The organism is Pontibacter sp. GD7 (genome assembly GCF_058216375.1).
Genome location: NZ_JBYZMP010000007.1, coordinates 154854 through 169929, shown reverse-complemented (window position 1 = coordinate 169929; position 15076 = coordinate 154854). Strand labels below are relative to the sequence as shown.

19 protein-coding genes are annotated in these 15076 nt (G+C 46.9%); 13 read left to right on the top strand and 6 right to left on the bottom strand.

Translation table 11 applies throughout. The features are described 5' to 3' along the window. Nucleotides 1-56 precede the first annotated feature (56 nt). The gene (locus AC4BAP_RS12760; RefSeq protein ID WP_490583041.1) at nt 57-854 is read left to right on the top strand and encodes a copper resistance protein NlpE N-terminal domain-containing protein; all 798 of its coding nucleotides are present in this window, start codon (nt 57-59) and stop codon (nt 852-854) included. 77 nt (nt 855-931) lie between these two features. Here AC4BAP_RS12760 and paaD read toward each other — a convergent pair whose 3' ends face one another. The 5 genes from paaD to AC4BAP_RS12735 form a co-directional block, all read right to left on the bottom strand. After that, nucleotides 932-1417, bottom strand: coding sequence for a 1,2-phenylacetyl-CoA epoxidase subunit PaaD (paaD, locus tag AC4BAP_RS12755; RefSeq protein WP_490583109.1), 486 nt, complete (start codon nt 1415-1417; stop codon nt 932-934). Nucleotides 1418-1505: 88 nt separating this feature from the next. Continuing rightward, nucleotides 1506-2261 (bottom strand): 1,2-phenylacetyl-CoA epoxidase subunit PaaC, encoded by a 756-nt coding sequence (paaC, locus tag AC4BAP_RS12750; RefSeq protein WP_490583040.1) that lies wholly within the window; start codon nt 2259-2261, stop codon nt 1506-1508. Next, complete coding sequence (locus AC4BAP_RS12745; protein ID WP_490583039.1) at nt 2261-2896, bottom strand: phenylacetic acid degradation b; 636 nt, start codon at nt 2894-2896, stop codon at nt 2261-2263. The genes paaC and AC4BAP_RS12745 overlap by 1 nt, the downstream gene beginning before the upstream one ends. Before the next feature lie 111 nt (nt 2897-3007). Beyond that, the gene (gene paaA, locus AC4BAP_RS12740; protein ID WP_490583038.1) at nt 3008-3994 is read right to left on the bottom strand and encodes a 1,2-phenylacetyl-CoA epoxidase subunit PaaA; all 987 of its coding nucleotides are present in this window, start codon (nt 3992-3994) and stop codon (nt 3008-3010) included. Between the two features lie 67 nt (nt 3995-4061). Further along, complete coding sequence (locus AC4BAP_RS12735; protein WP_490583108.1) at nt 4062-4676, bottom strand: TetR/AcrR family transcriptional regulator; 615 nt, start codon at nt 4674-4676, stop codon at nt 4062-4064. Nucleotides 4677-4880: 204 nt separating this feature from the next. Here AC4BAP_RS12735 and AC4BAP_RS12730 point away from each other — a divergent pair, with 204 nt between their 5' ends. From AC4BAP_RS12730 to AC4BAP_RS12675, 12 genes are all read left to right on the top strand, one after another. Then, nucleotides 4881-5690, top strand: a complete 810-nt coding sequence (locus tag AC4BAP_RS12730) for an enoyl-CoA hydratase/isomerase family protein (protein WP_490583037.1) — start codon at nt 4881-4883, stop codon at nt 5688-5690. A gap of 51 nt (nt 5691-5741) precedes the next feature. Continuing rightward, nucleotides 5742-6233 carry a sterol desaturase family protein gene (locus AC4BAP_RS12725; protein WP_490583107.1) on the top strand — a complete coding sequence of 164 codons (492 nt, stop codon included), beginning with the start codon at nt 5742-5744 and terminating at the stop codon, nt 6231-6233. Next, a complete protein-coding gene (locus AC4BAP_RS12720) occupies nt 6214-7089 on the top strand; it encodes a MerR family transcriptional regulator (RefSeq protein ID WP_490583036.1) in 876 nt (291 codons plus the stop codon). The genes AC4BAP_RS12725 and AC4BAP_RS12720 overlap by 20 nt, the downstream gene beginning before the upstream one ends. Before the next feature lie 231 nt (nt 7090-7320). Further along, the gene (locus AC4BAP_RS12715; RefSeq protein WP_490583035.1) at nt 7321-7836 is read left to right on the top strand and encodes an RNA polymerase sigma factor; all 516 of its coding nucleotides are present in this window, start codon (nt 7321-7323) and stop codon (nt 7834-7836) included. 15 nt (nt 7837-7851) lie between these two features. Then, a complete protein-coding gene (locus AC4BAP_RS12710; RefSeq protein WP_490583034.1) occupies nt 7852-9348 on the top strand; it encodes a phytoene desaturase family protein in 1497 nt (498 codons plus the stop codon). A 22-nt stretch (nt 9349-9370) separates the two neighbouring features. Beyond that, the gene (locus tag AC4BAP_RS12705; protein ID WP_490583033.1) at nt 9371-10204 is read left to right on the top strand and encodes a phytoene/squalene synthase family protein; all 834 of its coding nucleotides are present in this window, start codon (nt 9371-9373) and stop codon (nt 10202-10204) included. Beyond that, nucleotides 10204-10737, top strand: a complete 534-nt coding sequence (locus tag AC4BAP_RS12700) for a hypothetical protein (RefSeq protein ID WP_490583032.1) — start codon at nt 10204-10206, stop codon at nt 10735-10737. The genes AC4BAP_RS12705 and AC4BAP_RS12700 overlap by 1 nt, the downstream gene beginning before the upstream one ends. A gap of 288 nt (nt 10738-11025) precedes the next feature. Further along, nucleotides 11026-11550: a hypothetical protein gene (locus AC4BAP_RS12695; RefSeq protein WP_490583031.1), complete on the top strand. Its 525-nt coding sequence runs from the start codon at nt 11026-11028 to the stop codon at nt 11548-11550. A gap of 43 nt (nt 11551-11593) precedes the next feature. Then, nucleotides 11594-12292, top strand: coding sequence for a lycopene cyclase domain-containing protein (locus AC4BAP_RS12690; RefSeq protein WP_490583030.1), 699 nt, complete (start codon nt 11594-11596; stop codon nt 12290-12292). Nucleotides 12293-12297: 5 nt separating this feature from the next. Next, entirely contained in the window at nt 12298-13149 is an 852-nt protein-coding gene (locus AC4BAP_RS12685) for a 4-hydroxy-3-methylbut-2-enyl diphosphate reductase (protein WP_490583029.1), read from the top strand. Nucleotides 13150-13170: 21 nt separating this feature from the next. After that, nucleotides 13171-13863: a fatty acid desaturase gene (locus AC4BAP_RS12680; RefSeq protein ID WP_490583106.1), complete on the top strand. Its 693-nt coding sequence runs from the start codon at nt 13171-13173 to the stop codon at nt 13861-13863. 208 nt (nt 13864-14071) lie between these two features. After that, the gene (locus tag AC4BAP_RS12675) at nt 14072-14635 is read left to right on the top strand and encodes a hypothetical protein (protein WP_490583028.1); all 564 of its coding nucleotides are present in this window, start codon (nt 14072-14074) and stop codon (nt 14633-14635) included. Between the two features lie 72 nt (nt 14636-14707). Here AC4BAP_RS12675 and AC4BAP_RS12670 read toward each other — a convergent pair whose 3' ends face one another. Further along, nucleotides 14708-15064, bottom strand: a complete 357-nt coding sequence (locus AC4BAP_RS12670; protein ID WP_490583027.1) for a heavy-metal-associated domain-containing protein — start codon at nt 15062-15064, stop codon at nt 14708-14710. Nucleotides 15065-15076: the final 12 nt, after the last annotated feature.

The window sequence follows — 15076 nt, the reverse complement described above, 5'->3', positions numbered from 1 at the left end:
TTCTGGGATGTATCAGCCTTAACAACAGCGTTAAAGTATACGTCGTACTACTTACTATGAAAAAGCATAGAGTAGTATTTTTGATCTGGTGTGCGTTTGGCATTGGCTTGTCGGCGTGTTCCAGAAGCTCGGTGATGGATGTGGATGATTGGGGAGATACAGAGGCTGTTATTGTAGACCGTAACGTTGCGCCAAACGATGTATTGGGTACCTGGCATGGGTTTATACCTTGTCCCGGGTGTATTGGCTATACTTATGACCTTACTCTGATGGATGACTACAAATTTGAGGAGCAGGTTATTTACGAGGACAGGCCAGGAGAACCTGTTACCCGGATTGGCACCTGGAGCGTAACCGATGGAATAATAGAGTTAAGCGGAGATCAGGCAGATCAGAAAAGGTTCTCACTAGCGGCTGCAGGTGAGTTACGCATGCTGGACCTGGCCGGAAAGCCGATAAATGAAGAACTGAGAGCCCAGTATAGCTTGAAACGTAATACAGCTTTTGAAGAAGAGGAAACCCGATTTTGGGAGGATAGAAAGAAAATAGGAGTTGATTTTATAGCCACAGGGCATAACCCGGGTTGGTTGTTAGAGATAGACCGTGACAAAGAGATTTTGTTCAAGACCAGGCCGCTGGAAGATGTAATGCTGAATGCCCCAACCCCTATATCCAGCATGCAGGGCAACACTACCCGTTACAGCGTAACCACCGATGCGGGTGCCCTGATTGTCGAGTTGACGGAGCAGATCTGCAAAGACGCTATGTCTGGTAAGGAAAGACCTTACACAGTGAAAATAACGGCAAACAACAAAGTATATACAGGCTGCGGACTATATTTAGGTGAAAAGTAGAGAAGCGAGTACATTCCAGTATAAATGAAAGAGCCGGCTAAAATCTAACCGGCTCTTTCATTTATACTTTATGGATATTATAAAGGCTTGAACTGCTCAAACATCTGCTTGCAGTTGTTGCAGTAGTGCATAGAGCGGCAAAGCGTTGGTCCGAAAGGAGTTCTCAGGTCTGTATTCTCACTGTCGCAGTACGGGCACTTAACATGCTCCAGAATATCCAGGTCAAGTATAAGGTCATACTTTGGCGGCGGTGCCAGGCCAAACTCTTTCAGATGCTGACGTCCCTTTTCAGTAAGCTTGTTACTGTCCCAAGGCTTATCAAAGGTCATATTAACCGTATACTTGCTGATGCCGTGCTTCTCCAGGGTGCGTTCCACATCCTTTTTCATGTAGTCCATGGCAGGGCAACCGGCAAAGGTAGGGGTCATGTTCACGGTCACGTGGTCATCCTCAGATATCTCCACACCCGTAATCACCCCCAGGTCCACCAGCGACAACACCGGTATCTCAGGGTCTTTTACCTCCTCCAGCAGGGTTAGTATGTCCTCTTTTTTCAGCATAATTTTGGTCGTATAACGTATCTCGTATCAAGTATCACGACCTTAGATATATCGTGCTACGTGATACGTGTGTCGTGCTACGTAAAAAAAACTACCACTCAGCAGTAGGGTCTATCTTGAACACTTCAGCCATTTCGTCTAGTAGCGGCTGTAGGTGCTCTGTGTGCTCGCCGTAGCGGCCTCCGAACTTCGGAGTTATACTTTCCAGGTCAGGCAGTTTCAGGTCTGTTTTCTCCAGAACCGACTGTATGCGGTTTAACCACTCTGCTTTTACAGCTTCCTCACCAGCATATACGCCAGCATTGATCAACTCCTGCTCATACTTCGATTTCTCGAACATGCCCAGCGCATAAGGCAAAGCCTCGTTTAACGATGACTGCAAGCGAAGTATAGCTTCTTCAGTGGATGTACCCAGGTTCTTGATCCAGGTGTTAGCGTGCAGCACGTGGTATTTTACTTCGCCTTTCAGTTTGGTGGCTACCTTGGCAATTGGCTCGTAGCTCGACTGGCTAAGCATCTCAAAACGGATGATCTCAGCATTGTCGTACAGGAAATGGCGGATCAAACTGAAATCATACTCTCCGTTTGGCAGCTCTACCAGCTGGCTGTTGTGAAACTGGTTGGCGTTTCGGGTAAAGGCAACGGTGTCCGGGTCAGCTTCGCCAAGTTCCTGCAGCAAAGTATAAAATGCCAGGCTATGTCCGATCTTATCCTGCGCCATCGACGAGAAAGCAATGTCCTCCTCCAGTATCGGGCCGAAGCCAGTCCACTCGGAGTTGCGGTGGCCAAGTATAAGCTGGTCGTCTGCCAGTTTGTATAACAGGTCTTTTATCGCTTGCTCGTTCATTATTGGGCAGGTGTGTTTTTACGTTCTTCTTTATACTTCGTGATCTTGTCCATCACTTTATAGGCAATCGCCTCACGGTATTTCTTCTCCGGTATAGTGGTCCACATGTCTTTGTCTTCTTCCGCAGACTGCAACACATCTTTCGATCTTACCACCCACACATTTACAATAGGGGCTTTCTCTCCGAATTGCTTTTTAGCTTCCTGCAGCGCTTCTAAGTATGAGGTTGCCATTACACGGCCGGCATGGGCATGGGCCTTGCCACGCTTCTTCAGGTGAAAGATCTCGTAAGGCTCAGGCCGTTCGCTGCGCTCCGTAGGCTCTTCAATGCGCATCATGTCGTACACATTCTCACCATCGTTGGCATAAGGCGTTACCTGTATGTTCTCGGTGCGGGCTATCCAGAGGCCTACACATGGGAAGCGGCGGCTATACTGCTCCTTTGCGAACAGGAAAGCCACATCCTCGTTAGGGGCGTGTACAGGACCTACATAGGTATGGGCAGCGCCTTCCTTCTTCTGATGGAAGGCCTCATATGTTTCAAACTGATCCAGTTCCGGCTTCGGCTCCATAGCAGGAACCTCACCTTCCGGCAGGTTCAGTCGGGTTACTCTTGGGTCAAGGGACTTTAACATTAGTTATGAGTTAAGAGCTTCGAATTAGTTAAGAGTTAAAAGTTATGAGTTAAGAGTTGTAGGTGGTAAATCACTTTTAACTTTTAACTCTCAACTTTTAACTACCATTGGCTATGCCAATGGACGAACGTATTTTGCTTTCGGGTTAAGCAGGGCTCTGCGTACCCATGCGCCACGCTCTTCGGCGGTACGGCGTACGGCAAGGCGCTCTGCGTTGCAAGGGCCATCGCCGTTGATCACGCGCTTAAACTCATCCCAGTCCGGCTCGGTGTATTCCCACTGACCGGTTTCCATGTTCTTTTTCAAGTTCGGGTCCGGCACGGTCAGGCCAAGCTCCCATATCTTCGGCACGTACATGTCCAGGAATTGCTGGCGGCACTCGTCGTTAGAGGCCATTTTTACTTTCCAGCGCATCAGTGTTTCCGTGTGCGTGCTCATCTTATCAGACGGTCCGAAGAACGTCATGATCGGAGGCCACCAGCGGTTTAGGGCAGCCTGGATCATTTCGCGCTGCTTCGGAGAACCCGTCGCCATGTGCACCACGGCGTCGTGGCCATACTTCAGGTGGAAAGCCTCCTCGGCGCAGATACGCTCCAGGGCTCTAGAGTATGGGCCGTATGAACCTTTAGCATTCGCCATCTGGTTCACGATCGCACCCGCGTCAATCAGCCAGGATATAATATTGGAGTCTGCCCAGGTAAAGGCAGGGTAGTTGAATACGTTGGAATACTTCGACTTACCGTTAATCAGGTCGGTCAGCATCTGCTCGCGTGACTTGCCAAGCGTTTCAGCGGCAGAGTATAGCAGCTGTGCGTGACCTACCTCGTCCTGCACTTTGGCCATCTGCGCCATTTTGCGGCGGAAGCCAGGGGCGCGGGTGATCCAGGTACCTTCCGGTAATGCTCCAATGATCTCAGAGTGCGCATGCTGCTCGATCATGCGGATCAGTTGCTTGCGGTATAGCTCCGGCATCCAGTCAGTAGGCTCAATCTTTTCGCCTCTGGCAATGCGGGCTTCAAATTCGGCCAGTTTTGCAGGGTCTTCAGTCTGCAGGTCGTCGAATTTAGTAGCTTCAAAAACGTTTCCTCCTCCGTACATAATATCTATAGTTTAAAGGTTCAGTAAAAGGTGCCGGGCCGCGTTACCAGCCCGGCGGTTAGTTAGTTTAGTTAGGTGTATTAAGGTGAATCGGCTCAGCCGAAAAGTTAGTGTCTGTATTGTTCAATCCTGTTAAAAGCATGGCCGACAGATTGGCCGCGATCTCTTCCGGCTTCATCTTGCCATCCGGCTTGTACCAGGTATGGATCCAGTTCAGGCCTGAGAAGATCATCAGGGTGGCAAATTTCTCGTCAGGCACCGCAAACTCACCGCTCTCGATACCGTTTCGGATAATCTCCCTGAAGCGGCTCTCATACTTGTCGCGCAACGACAAATACTCTGTTAAATGCGGTTCGCTCAGGTGGCGCCACTCATGCAGAAAAACAGCAGAGGCAGCCGTGTTGTTTGTGAGCACCTGCACGTGGGCAGAAATAGCACGCTGCAGTCTGTCGGAGGCGCTGCCATCTATACTTTCCGCGGCATCCAGGGCCTCAAAAAACTCCTGCGCCATTCTAAAGCAAACGCGCTGCAAGATCTCTTCTTTAGACTTTATATGCGAGTAAATGCTGGCAGCCTCAATGCCTAAGGCATTGGCCAGGTCACGCATCGACGTAGCCGAAAAGCCTTTTGTTTTAAAAAGTGCCGTTGCTGTTCTCTCGATCTGTTCTTTTCTGCTCAACACTGCTTCCATGTATAATTAACAAATGTAAGCAACCTAACGTTCGTTAGCAAATATTTTATTTTCTTTAACGTCATACTCAAGTATGGGTTGAGGTCGTACATAAATTTAAGCGGGGCAGAGGCAGGCAAATAAGCAAAAGTGGAGTTTATTTAAGCATTGCATACTTACTTCCGTATATTTGAAACAAGCCTAAAAAAATAAAACATGAACGAAAAGACAGATTATACTGCAACGCACACTGCAGAATTTGTACACTATGAAACCAAGGAGCGTGTAGGGTACATTACATTAGCCCGTGCCGATAAACGAAATGCCCTTAACTATGAAGTGGTAACCCAGCTAAAACAGGCCTTTGCCTTTGCCGAGGAAGACGATAAATGCAAAGTAGTGGTGTTGAGAGCCGAAGGAAAAGTGTTTTGCGCCGGGGCAGACCTCGAGTACATTCAGCGCCTGCAGGAAAACGATTATCATGAAAACCTGGCTGATTCGACACACTTGATGGAGCTTTTCAGGTTGATCTATACTTTGAAGAAGGTGGTGATCGCGCAGATTCACGGACATGCAATTGCCGGGGGCTGCGGCCTTGCTGCCATCTGCGACTTTGGGTTTACAGTGCCGGAGGCCAGATTCGGATATACCGAGGTGAAGATCGGTTTCATACCTGCCATTGTTAAAGTGTTTCTGCTGAGAAAAATAGGGGAGGCCCGTGCCAAGCAGTTGTTGCTTACCGGTGATCTGATCTCAGCTGAAGAGGCAGAGCGCTATGGGCTTGTAAATTATATTGTGCCTGCCGCAGAGCTGGAAGAGCGTGTGTTTGCTTTTGCCCAGCGGTTGTGCTTCGAAAATTCGAAGCAATCGATGGAAGTTACAAAGGAAATGATTGCGCGTGTGCAGGAAATGAGCCTGGAAGGAGGGTTGCAGTATGCGTCGGAGATGAATGCTATTGCCCGTGGCAGTGAAGACTGCCAGCGTGGAATCGCCTCCTTTTTGAACAAAGAGCCAATGAAATGGTAAGCTTTTGTTCAATATTTTAAAACTAAATGTTAAACTTGTTGTTTGCTTAATATGATTGTGGGCATCGGTATAATGCTATTGACGTTTGTGGCCATGGAGGGTGTTGCCTGGGCAATGCACAAGTATGTGCTGCACGGCTTCCTTTGGGTGCTGCATAAGTCGCATCATACTAAGCATAAGCACGCTTTCGAGTGGAATGACCTGTTTTTTGCCTACTATGGGTTTCTGGCCATGATGTTTTTTGTCTTTGGTTCAGAGCCGATAGATTACAGGTTTTGGATAGGCGCTGGCATAACACTTTATGGCGTTGCTTACTTCCTGATTCATGACGTCTTTATTCACAGGCGTTTAAAGCTCTTCGGTAAATCGTCTAGTGTTTACCTGAAAGCTTTAAACATGGCGCATAAGGTGCATCATAGTACAGAGGGAAAGTATGGCTCACAATCTTTTGGGATGCTTTGGGTAGCCCCGCACTATTTTAGGAAGGCAAAAGAGATTGTTCATAAACAACAAGAGGAGAAACGTGGCTCAATATACTATTAAAGAACTAGAGCACCTGTCTGGGATCAAGGCACATACTATCAGGGCATGGGAGCAGCGCTACAATATTCTGTGTCCTAAGCGTACCGATACCAACATTCGTTACTACGATGATGCAGACCTGAAATCTATACTTAATATCTCGCTGTTAAATGAGCGTGGCTATAAAATTTCAAAAATAGCCAAAATGCGGCCTGAGCAGATAACCGAGAAAGTACAGCAGCTTTGTGATGAGTCGTGCAGGGGATCGCATCATATTCATACACTTGTGAAAGCTATGGTGGATATGGATGAGGAATCATTTGACAAAACGCTTTCCACGGCAGCCTTGCAGTTTGGTTTAAAAGGGATGATGAACGATGTGATCTATCCTTTTCTGACTAAAATAGGCATTCTCTGGCAGACTGGTAATATAAGCCCGGCACACGAACATTTTGTTAGTAACCTCATCAGGCAAAAACTTATAGTGGCCATTGATGGGCAGGTGGTGCGGGCACCCGAAAATGCACCGGTTTATATTCTTTTCCTCCCACAGGGAGAGCTGCATGAGCTGGTATTGCTTTACATTAACTACCTGCTGCGTGCCAACAACAAGAAGGTGATCTACCTGGGGCAAAATCTCCCTTTCGACGATCTGCTGCTGACGTATCAGCAATTTAATGTCTCTTATATCTGTTCTGTTTTTACATCAAGCCCGGAAAGGGATCATTTGCAGGCATACATTGATAAACTTGCTGAGTCGTTTCCTGATTGTACCGTGTACTTATATGGATATCAGTTGCATAATGAGCGGTTAGTTTTCCCGGAGAGCATTAAAAAGATTGGTTCTTCCGGCGAATTACTCTCTATTTTCGGTTAAGTTTAGAATCACATAAATCCAGGCCCCCTGTTTTAAACGTTTGTTTAAGGCAGGGGGCTTTTTTTTTATACTTTATACGCCGTTCAGGGTGTAATAATGTTCATTCACATGAAAATTAATGTCGTTTGTCTATTTTGTTTAATGATTAATCAAATATATTTAAACAAAATTATTTTTTTTGATTTTATCTCGTATATTTGTTTATAGTTTTACATTAAAAAGGTTAACAAAATGACAGCGATAGAATTTAATAACCTGATACAGACGGTAGCGCAATCGCTTAGTCCGGCCGCTTTAAACCTGACCCGCAACTCTGACGATGCCAAAGACCTTGTTCAGGAAACAATGTTGAAGGCTTTATCAAACAAAGACAAGTTTAAAGCAGGTACTAATTTGAAGGCATGGTTATACACGATCATGCGTAACACCTTCATTAACAACTATAACAAGATTACCAAGCGAAGCAGCAACATAGACAGTGCTGATTACCTGAAGTACCTCAACACCGACGAAAATTATGTGACGCAAAACAAAGGGACGTCAACTTTCGTCATGAGTGATATTAACAAGGCAATTGCAAACCTCAGCGAAGAGCACCGCACCCCTTTTATGATGTACTATGTGGGCTACAAGTACCTGGAAATTGCCGATAAGCTTCAAATTCCGATTGGCACCGTAAAAAACAGAATACATATAGCTCGCAAAGAGTTAAAGAAAGTACTTAAGGTGTACAAACAAGACGCATAACCATAACCCTCTTCTATGTCTGTAACTAAAGTCGTTGTGATCGGTTCCGGGTTTTCGGGCTTGTCGGCTGCCACATGCCTGGCAGATATGGGGTATGATGTTACTGTTCTGGAAAAGAACAGCACACCCGGCGGCAGAGCCAGGAGTTTTTCCGTGGATGGCTTTACGTTTGACATGGGGCCGAGCTGGTATTGGATGCCTGACGTTTTTGAGTCATACTTTAACCGCTTTGGCAAAAGCACTTCTGATTATTACGAGTTAAAGCGTTTAGATCCATCTTACACGGTGGTTTTCGGGCAAGATGATTTTGTGAACATTCCGGCCAAAATGCCAGCGCTGCAGCAGCTATTTGAAAGTATGGAAGCGGGAAGCGCAGCGCAACTCGATAAGTTTCTGGAGCAGGCTGCTTACAAGTATGAAGTGGGTATCAACCAATTGGTTTACAAGCCCGGCCGCTCGCTAACAGAGTTCATGAATCCGAAGCTGTTACTGGATGTGCTGCGGATGGACGTCTTCCAGTCTTTCCACAAACATGTGAGGCGTTACTTTAAAAATGAGCGCATTCTCAAGCTTATGGAGTTTCCGGTGCTGTTTCTGGGAGCATTACCACAAAACACGCCTGCTCTCTATAGTCTGATGAACTATGCCGATATCAGCCTGGGTACCTGGTACCCGATGGGAGGCATGTACAAGATAGTAGAGGGTATGGTAAAACTGGCCACCGAGAAAGGAGTTAGATTTGAGTATGAGCAGGATGTGCAGGAGATAAAAGTAGCCAACGGAAAGGCCACGCGTGTTGTAACGGGCTCATCAGATTTTGAGGCAGATGTGGTGGTGGCAAGCGCAGATTATCATCATGTAGAGCAACATCTGTTGCCTGAGTCCTGCCAAAGTTACTCCCAAAGTTACTGGGATACCCGTGTAATGGCCCCTTCATCCCTTATTTTTTACCTGGGCATCAACAAACCGCTGCAAAGCCTGCAGCACCATAATTTGTTCTTCGACGAAGACTTCGGGCCACACGCACACGAGATCTACACAGATCCGAAATGGCCGAAAAAACCGCTTTTCTATGCTTCCGCACCTTCCGTTACCGATGCGTCGGTAGCGCCTGAAGGCTGTGAGAATTTATTTATACTTATACCGGTGGCGCCGGGCCTGCAAGATTCAGCTGAGGTACGCGAGCTGTATTTTAACAAAGTAATGGACCGGCTGGAGCAGCTAACGAAGCAGGAAATCCGTAATGCCATAGTATACAAGCGCAGCTACGCACACAACGATTTTATATCAGATTACAACGCCTTTAAAGGCAATGCTTATGGTTTGGCCAATACCCTTATGCAGACAGCTCTACTGAAGCCCAGCCTGAAGAGCAAAAAAGTATCAAACCTTTTCTATACCGGTCAGCTTACCGTGCCCGGCCCCGGAGTTCCGCCATCGCTTATTTCGGGGCAGGTAGTGGCAAAAGAAATTGCAAAAGAGTACGCAGCGCCTGTTGCGGTTAAAGTATAAAGCAATCAAACCAATAAGGCTCATGGATTTATTCAGGGATACGTGTTTACAATGCAGTAAAGTAGTAACAGAAGCTTACAGCACCTCCTTTACGCTGGGTATCAAAACGCTGGACAAAAAATTTCATATGCCGATATACGCCATTTATGGCTTTGTGCGCTGCGCCGATGAGATCGTGGACACCTTCCATGAACACGATAAGCGCAAACTGCTGCAGGATTTTAAGAAGCAGACCTTCGAGGCGATTGATAACGGTATCAGTCTGAACCCTGTGCTGCATGCTTTCCAGTGTGTGGTAAACGAGTACCAGATCGATAAGGCTTACATTGAGGCGTTCCTGAAAAGTATGGAAATGGACCTCGATGACCAGGAGTATGACAGGTCGCTTTACGAGGAGTACATTTATGGCTCTGCAGAAGTGGTTGGCCTGATGTGCCTGAAAGTATTCTGCGAAGGTGACCAGGAGCAATTTAAGCAACTGGAGAAGCCGGCACGGAGCTTGGGCGCCGCTTTCCAGAAGGTTAATTTCCTGAGAGACATGCGCAGCGACCACGATGAACGCGGCAGGGTATATTTCCCGAAAGTTGATTACAAGAATTTTAACAACGCCAGCAAGTCCGAGATAGAGGCAGATATACTTAAAGATTTCGAAGATGCCTATGAAGGGATAATGGCGCTGCCCAAGGCTGCGCGAATGGGAGTATACCTGGCCTATGTGTATTATCTCAAGCTTTTCCGGAAGATACAGAACCTGCCGGCAACCCATATACTGAAAGAACGCGTAAGAGTGCCTGACAATACTAAACTCGCTTTGCTGCTGGGATCGTATCTCAAGTACAGACTAAACGTTATTTAATGATTACATGCTTACTCTGCTTACTGCTGGGCTTTACCTTTTATACTTCTCCGGCAGACAACAACAAAACTTATAGCCTTGCCACCCTGCGACAGGAGTACCTGCAGGCCAGTAAAGATGAGGAGGCGGCCAACCGTTTCCATAAAAAGATGGCGGCCTACAGAGAGCGGCACCCGGTAAGGCTGGCATACAAAGGAGCCTCCGAAGCCGTGATGGCCAAGTATAACTGGAACCCTTATGCAAAACTGAGGCACATAAAAACGGCGGCAGCTTTTTTTGAGGAGGCTGTTGAGCTGGATAAAAATAACCCTGAGATACGCTTTCTCAGATTTACAGTGGAGCATTATGTGCCGCGCTACCTTAACCTGAGTGCACACCTGCAGGAAGACAAGGCCGTGATATTCGAAGGGCTCAGGGCGCACCCTGATTCAGGGGTATCCACGGATATGATGCGCACTATTAAGAATTTTATGCTGATGAAAGATCATTGCACCGAGGCAGAGCGGCAGGCACTGCGAAACATAGCTATTTAAATGCCTGTATAAAAGTATAACACCTGTACTCATATTCAAGCAAGTTTTTACTCAAATCGTGTTGCCGTGCTTCGGCAATGCATATGGTTTTTTTAAGGCTTGTCTGTACAGACTGTTTTACCCTTTGCCTGCATGCTTAACTAGTTTACAAACCCTGAATGCCGATTACCGATAGCTGTTGCATATGTGTGTGCAAAAAGTAATTGTACGGCTTGGCAGATCAGGTTTTGTTAATCTTTTAAGTATCCAGGTAAAATGAAATCCGCATTAATTTTAATCTTAATTTTTTTGCCCCTGTTTAAAACAGTTTCGGGTAATCTTAGTTCTAGCTACGATGTGGCGCAATTGCGTGGTCTGTACCGGCAGGCAAGCGAAAACAGCAAGGCCGGTGAACTGTTTTGCCAGGTAATGCAGGCCTATGACGGCAAAGATCCTGTGGTGCTGGCTTATAAGGCTGCGGCTGAGGCCATAGAGGCAAAGTATGCCACCATGGTAGTGTCAAAGCTCAGGCACCTGAAAGCGTCGGCAAAGCTGTTTGAACAGGCCGTGGAGATAAATGCCAGCAACGCAGAGATCCGGTTTCTGCGTTACACAGTAGAGAGCAATGTGCCCAGGTATCTGAAAATGAGCCAGCACCTGAGCGAGGATAAGAAGATTGTTATGTCCTGCCTTAGAAATGCAACCGGCTCCGGTTTGGCTGCATCGTGGGTGCAAACCGTATGTGACATCATGATCTCGCTGGGCTGTTGCAGCGAAGAGGAGCTTACCGAACTAAGGCAATACAGAAATATGTTTGTTGCGGGAGTGCACTGAGCACTCAGGCTCTGGCAAACGTGTTAGTTAAATAAATTAAGTTATGTATTTATACCTCTATCTGAACATCTTCACGATTGCCTTTCCTTTACTGCTGTCATTCGACAGGAAGGTGGCCTTTTACAAAAGGTGGTTTGCGCTCTGGCCTGCCATACTTGCCAATGCCGCGTTCTTTATTGCCTGGGATGTGGTGTTTACAGAGGTAGGCGTGTGGGGCTTTAACCCGGAATACCTGACAGGTTTATACTTGCTGGGCTTGCCGATTGAGGAGATCCTGTTCTTTATTACCGTGCCTTATGCCTGTGTGTTTATTTATGATGTACTGAAGGCGTATATCAGAAGAGACCTGCTGGAGCCTTATGCGAAGGGAATCGCATTTATACTTTTGATCATCCTTCCGCTGGTTGCCATTTTTAACATTGGCAGGGTTTATACTTCTGTAACCTTTATGCTGCTGGCCCTGGCCCTGCTGCTGCACCTTAAATATTTTGATTCGCGTTACCTGGGCCGATTTTTTATGGCCTACCTCGTGCACCTGGTGCCTTTTCTGCTGGTAAACGGTGTGCTTACTTACCTGCCCATAGTATGGTATAATAACACTTATAACCTTGGGCTCAGGATTGTTTCCATACCCGTTGAGGATACCATGTACTCAATGCTGATGCTTTTGGTAACAATTTCGTTGTACGAAGGCATAAAACAGCGTAAGAGCATTAAACAATATCAACCCACAGTTGTATAAAGAGTATGAGCAGCTTGCGTGTTACAATTGATCCTAATTCCGGCTTTTGCTTTGGGGTGGTGTATGCCATTCAGATGGCCGAAGACTTGCTGGACGAGCAGGGGTATCTGTATTGTTTAGGGGATATCGTGCACAACGATGTGGAGGTAGAGCGGCTGCAGCAGCGTGGGCTGCGCATCATCAACCATGAGCAGCTGCGAGAGCTTAAAAACGAGGCGGTACTTATCAGGGCACACGGCGAGCCCCCTGAAACCTACCAGATCGCGCTGCAGAATAACCTAACGCTGGTAGATGCCTCCTGCCCGGTAGTACTAAAGCTGCAAAACCGCATCAAGTCGTCTTACGACAAGCAGGAGCCGATCTTTATCTATGGCAAGCACGGCCATGCCGAGGTGCTGGGATTACTGGGGCAGACAAACAACCAGGCGGTTGTGTTCGAAAGTATAGACGAACTGCTACAGCATGAGCTGCCCGCCACCATTACCCTCTACAGCCAGACCACCAAGAGCACAGATAACTTTTATACTATAAAAGACAAACTGGAGCAGCGCGGGTATGAGGTAAATGCCAACGATACCATTTGCAGACAGGTGTCAAACCGTGACAAAGAGCTCCGTAGTTTTGCCTCAAAGTATGATAAGGTCATCTTTGTTTCGGGCACAAAGTCGTCTAATGGCAAAGTGCTGTACCAGGTATGTAAAGACACCAACGCGCATACTTACTTTATTTCAAAAGTAGAGGAGTTGCAGCCCGATTGGTTCGCCAACGGTGACTCAGTGGGTATTTGTGGCGCTACCTCTACGCCAATGTGGCTGATGGAAGAGGTGAAAGAGGCGCTGCTTGGGATGGAAGTATAAACCTATTTGCGTTTAGTATACATGGCTAAAGAACGGCAGCATGATAAGAGGGGGATTGTGATCGCGGCAGTTATCGTGAGCTGCTGGTTCATCCTTTTAGCATACTTGCTTGCTGCTTTTGAAGTATCCTTTGCATCGCCGCTGACCTACCTTTTTGTGCTGTTACAAACCCACCTGTACACCGGCCTGTTTATTACTGCCCACGATGCCATGCACGGGGTAGCAGCACCAGGCAGGCCCCGTTTAAACAAGGCCATTGGCACTGTGGCGGCGTTTTTGTTTGCATACAACTGGTATCCGCGGCTGTTGCCTAAGCATCACCAGCACCACCGCCATGTGGCCACCGAGCACGACCCCGACTATCATCATGGCTCTTTCTGGCCCTGGTACTTCAGCTTTCTCAGCAATTACATTGCCTGGTGGCAGATACTCCTGATGGCTGTTACCTACAATGTGCTGCAGCTGTTTTTCCCGCTGGAGAATGTGGTCCTTTTCTGGATGCTGCCTGCCATAATTGCCACTTTCCAGCTTTTCTATTTCGGCACCTATTTGCCTCACCGGGGACAGCATGCACCCGAAAATCCGCATAAATCCTCCACGCAAAGTAAAAACCACCTGTGGGCTTTTATCAGTTGCTACTTCTTCGGTTACCACTACGAGCACCACGACAAGCCATACCTGCCGTGGTGGCAACTGTACAAGGCGAAAGTATAAGTGTGTATTGTGATAGTGCTATTCTGTGGTATCAGGTGTAGTATTTAAATATGCTGATAGTCATATAATTATATGTTTGGTGAGATAATTTACTGTTGATTTTGAAACATTTGTGTGGTGGCAAAGTATGATACAGCTATACACACGACACTGTTTACCTACAGAACTAGCTACCATAGAGGCACTATTTCACCCTTATTAACTTTATATGAACCTATTTGTGCGCTTCTTATACATACTTCCTTTTATTTTCCTGCTTTCCGTGTCTTCTGCCCTGGCGGGTAAAGACCCTAATATGCTGAAGGCGGGAGTAAGTTATATCTGGTTATCGGAGTATGATAGCCAAGGTTTAATGTTTAATAACCGCTACACGCACCATGTCGGAAAAAGGGTGGCTGTGGGGTTGAACTTGGGGCTGGCCACTGGCTCACGCTACGATGATATCAAAGAGATCTATTCCATCAAAAACACATTTTATATGGCAAACCTGGAGGCCAGCTTCGACCTGCTCAACAACGAGTCTGTGGCGTTCAGGATTGGTGGCGGAGTAGGGGGCAGGCACCGTGCCGAAATAAACTCAAACGCAAAAGATGGTACCGTAGATGGCTCTGTAAAGCACATTAAGACCTCCGATGTGGGATATAACGGCTTCATCGAAAATGACTTTAATATCCTGCGCAATGGCGTGGCAGGCGGTAGGGTAGGCTATTACTACTATTCCAGCGGAACACCCATGCTGTCGGTTGGCCTGCACGTAGGATTTAAATTTTAGGAAACGCAAAGTATAAACAGGAAGGGGAGCCAATTTTGGCTCCCCTTCCTGTTTATACTTTAGTAGCTGTTATTAGTGGCTGCCAGCCTCTTTTTTGCAACAGTCATCCAGCCTTTTGTAGGCACGCTCAGAAGCTGGTTTGTCATCAGCATCGTAACCAGACTCGTTTACGGCTTTGCGCAAATTGTCCACGCTTGTCTTGCGGCTGTCAAAAACTACCGTCAGCACTTTAGATTCCACATCCAGTGAAGATGTTTTTACGCCTTTCTCATAGGCCATGGCCTTCTCTATTGTTTTCTTACACATGCCGCACACAGCAGATGTCTTGATCTTTACAGTCTGCTCATTTTTGTTCTGAGACTGAGCGTTTGCGCCAAAGCCAACCAGTGTAAGCACCAGTGCCACTAATAACGATTTCAAAATTTTCATGGGTTATTGTTT